The sequence below is a fragment of the Citrobacter sp. W9 genome (assembly GCF_026719375.1).
In the GTDB taxonomy this organism is placed as follows: Bacteria; Pseudomonadota; Gammaproteobacteria; order Enterobacterales; family Enterobacteriaceae; genus Citrobacter; species Citrobacter werkmanii.
Genome location: NZ_JAPPTE010000057.1, coordinates 1 through 2,444, shown reverse-complemented (window position 1 = coordinate 2,444; position 2,444 = coordinate 1). Strand labels below are relative to the sequence as shown.

Below are 2,444 nucleotides of genomic sequence, written 5' to 3'. Positions count from 1 at the left end.
TCGTAAGCGTACAGCGTGAACCGTCTGGTCATAATCCGAAGCATCCGACAAAGTGGTGTCCACCAAATAAGTAGTGGGAACCAAAGTGTCAGATATGCAGAAAAATGTGACTCCCGGCAGGCGAAAAGGCTGCCCTAATTATTCTCCTGAGTTTAAGCAACAACTCGTTGCTGCCTCCTGCGAACCAGGAACATCCATCTCAAAACTGGCGCTTGAAAATGGCATTAACGCCAATCTGCTGTTCAAATGGCGCCAACAATGGCGCGAGGGAAAGCTGCTATTACCTTCTTCAGAGAACCCGCAGCTACTTCCTGTGACTCTCGATGCCGCTGACGTACAGCCAGAGCCGCCCACTGAGAGCCCGGAAGCCCTCAGTATCAGCTGTGAGATAACGTTCCGGCACGGGACGCTCCGCCTCAACGGCACTGTCAGCGAAAAGTTCCTGGCTCTGCTGATACAGGAGCTGAAGCGATGATCCCGTTACCAACAGGTACCAAAATCTGGCTGGTTGCCGGTACCACTGATATGAGAAATGGCTTCAACGGTCTTGCCGCAAAAGTACAGACGGCGCTGAAAGACGATCCGATGTCCGGCCACGTCTTCATCTTCCGGGGTCGCAGCGGCAACCAGGTCAAACTGCTGTGGTCCACCGGCGACGGGCTGTGCCTGCTGACCAAACGGCTGGAGCGTGGTCGCTTCGCCTGGCCCTCTGCCCGTGATGGCAAAGTGTTCCTGACCCCGGCCCAGCTGGCGATGCTGATGGAAGGCATCGACTGGCGACAACCTAAACGGTTGCTGACATCTCTGACCATGTTGTAGGCCTCTTTATCCTGGTTGTTGCTGAATAAGCCTGGTAAAATACGGGCTTATGAACGACACCTCTTCTGACGAAATCCTTCTGCTGAAACAGCGGCTTGCCGAACAGGAAGCGCTGAACCGCGCCCTGCTGGAAAAGCTGGCCGACCGTGAGCGCGAAATAGACCACCTGCAGGCGCAGCTGGATAAACTCCGCCGGATGAACTTCGGCAGCCGTTCCGAAAAAGTATCCCGTCGTATCGCACAGATGGAAGCTGACCTGAAGGTGCTTCAGAAAGAAAGCGATACGCTGACCGGTCGTGTGGATGACCCGGAAGTGCAGCGCTCGCTGCGTCAGACCCGCACCCGCAGACCGTTCCCCGAATCACTCCCGCGTGATGAAAAGCGTATGCTTCCGGCAGAATCCTGTTGCCCGGAGTGCGGTGGTTCGCTGAGTTACCTGGGTGAAGATGCCGCCGAACAGCTGGAGCTGATGCGCAGCGCCTTCCGGGTTATCCGGACAGTACGTGAAAAATATGCCTGTACTCAGTGCGATGCGATCGTGCAGGCAGCGGCGCCTTCACGGCCCATTGAGCGGGGTATCGCCGGCCCGGGGTTGCTGGCCCGCGTGCTGACCTCAAAGTATGCAGAGCACACACCACTGTACCGCCAGTCTGAAATATACGGCCGCCAGGGCGTGGAACTGAGTCGCTCACTGCTGTCGGGCTGGGTGGATGCATGCTGCCGGCTACTGTCGCCGCTGGAAGAGGCGCTTCAGGACTATGTCCTGATGGGTGGCAAACTCCACGCCGATGACACGCCCGTCCCGGTACTGTTACCAGGTAATAAAAAGACGAAGACCGGGCGGTTGTGGACGTACGTTCGCGACGACCGCAACGCCGGGTCAGCGCTGGCGCCGGCCGTGTGGTTCGCTTACAGCCCGGACAGAAAAGGCATCCATCCGCAGAGCCATCTTGCGGGCTTCAGCGGTGTTCTGCAGGCGGATGCGTACGCCGGGTTCAACGAGCTGTACCGCAATGGACAGATAACTGAAGCAGCCTGCTGGGCTCACGCCCGCCGCAAGATCCATGATGTGCACGTTCGTACTCCATCAGTGCTGACGGAGGAAGCCCTGAAACGGATAGGCGAACTGTATGCTATCGAGGCTGAAATACGGGGAATGCCGGCAGAGCAGCGTCTTGGTGAGCGTCAGCAGAAAGCTAAACCGCGACTGAAATCCCTGGAAAGCTGGCTGCGTGAAAAGATGAAAACGCTGTCGCGACACTCAGAGCTGGCGAAGGCGTTCGCGTACGCACTGAACCAGTGGCCAGCACTGACGTACTATGCAGACGATGGCTGGGCTGAAGCCGATAACAATATCGCTGAAAATGCGCTGCGGACGGTCAGCCTGGGCCGCAAAAACTTCTTGTTCTTCGGCTCTGACCACGGTGGTGAGCGCGGAGCACTGCTGTACAGCCTGATCGGGACGTGCAAACTGAACGGCGTGGAGCCAGAGAGGTATCTCTGTCATGTGCTCAACGTCATAGCTGACTGGCCGGTCAATCAGGTCAGCGAACTGTTACCCTGGCGAATAACCCTGCCAACTGAATAACCCGTTCCCGTCAATACGGTTCTCGCTGTACGCTTAC

General features: G+C 57.3%; 3 protein-coding genes. All 3 read left to right on the top strand.

Annotation, left to right across the window (positions count from 1 at the left end; all coding sequences use genetic code 11):
- Nucleotides 1-94: 94 nt before the first annotated feature.
- From tnpA to tnpC, 3 genes are read left to right on the top strand one after another with little or no spacing between them, the layout of a single operon-like run.
- Nucleotides 95-475 carry an IS66-like element accessory protein TnpA gene (gene tnpA, locus OOJ59_RS27700; protein ID WP_032939119.1) on the top strand — a complete coding sequence of 127 codons (381 nt, stop codon included), beginning with the start codon at nucleotides 95-97 and terminating at the stop codon, nucleotides 473-475.
- Nucleotides 472-819: an IS66 family insertion sequence element accessory protein TnpB gene (tnpB, locus tag OOJ59_RS27695; protein ID WP_003843771.1), complete on the top strand. Its 348-nt coding sequence runs from the start codon at nucleotides 472-474 to the stop codon at nucleotides 817-819. The genes tnpA and tnpB overlap by 4 nt, the downstream gene beginning before the upstream one ends.
- 49 nt (nucleotides 820-868) lie before the next feature.
- The gene (gene tnpC / locus OOJ59_RS27690) at nucleotides 869-2,407 is read left to right on the top strand and encodes an IS66 family transposase (RefSeq protein WP_108168498.1); all 1,539 of its coding nucleotides are present in this window, start codon (nucleotides 869-871) and stop codon (nucleotides 2,405-2,407) included.
- The last annotated feature ends 37 nt before the right edge of the window (nucleotides 2,408-2,444 follow it).

Excerpts from the sequence above, each read along its gene's own strand:
- tnpA (WP_032939119.1), top strand. The coding sequence starts at position 95 with ATGCAGAAAAATGTGACTCCCGGCAGGCGAAAAGGCTGCCCTAATTAT.
- tnpB (WP_003843771.1), top strand. The coding sequence starts at position 472 with ATGATCCCGTTACCAACAGGTACCAAAATCTGGCTGGTTGCCGGTACC.
- tnpC (WP_108168498.1), top strand. The coding sequence starts at position 869 with ATGAACGACACCTCTTCTGACGAAATCCTTCTGCTGAAACAGCGGCTT.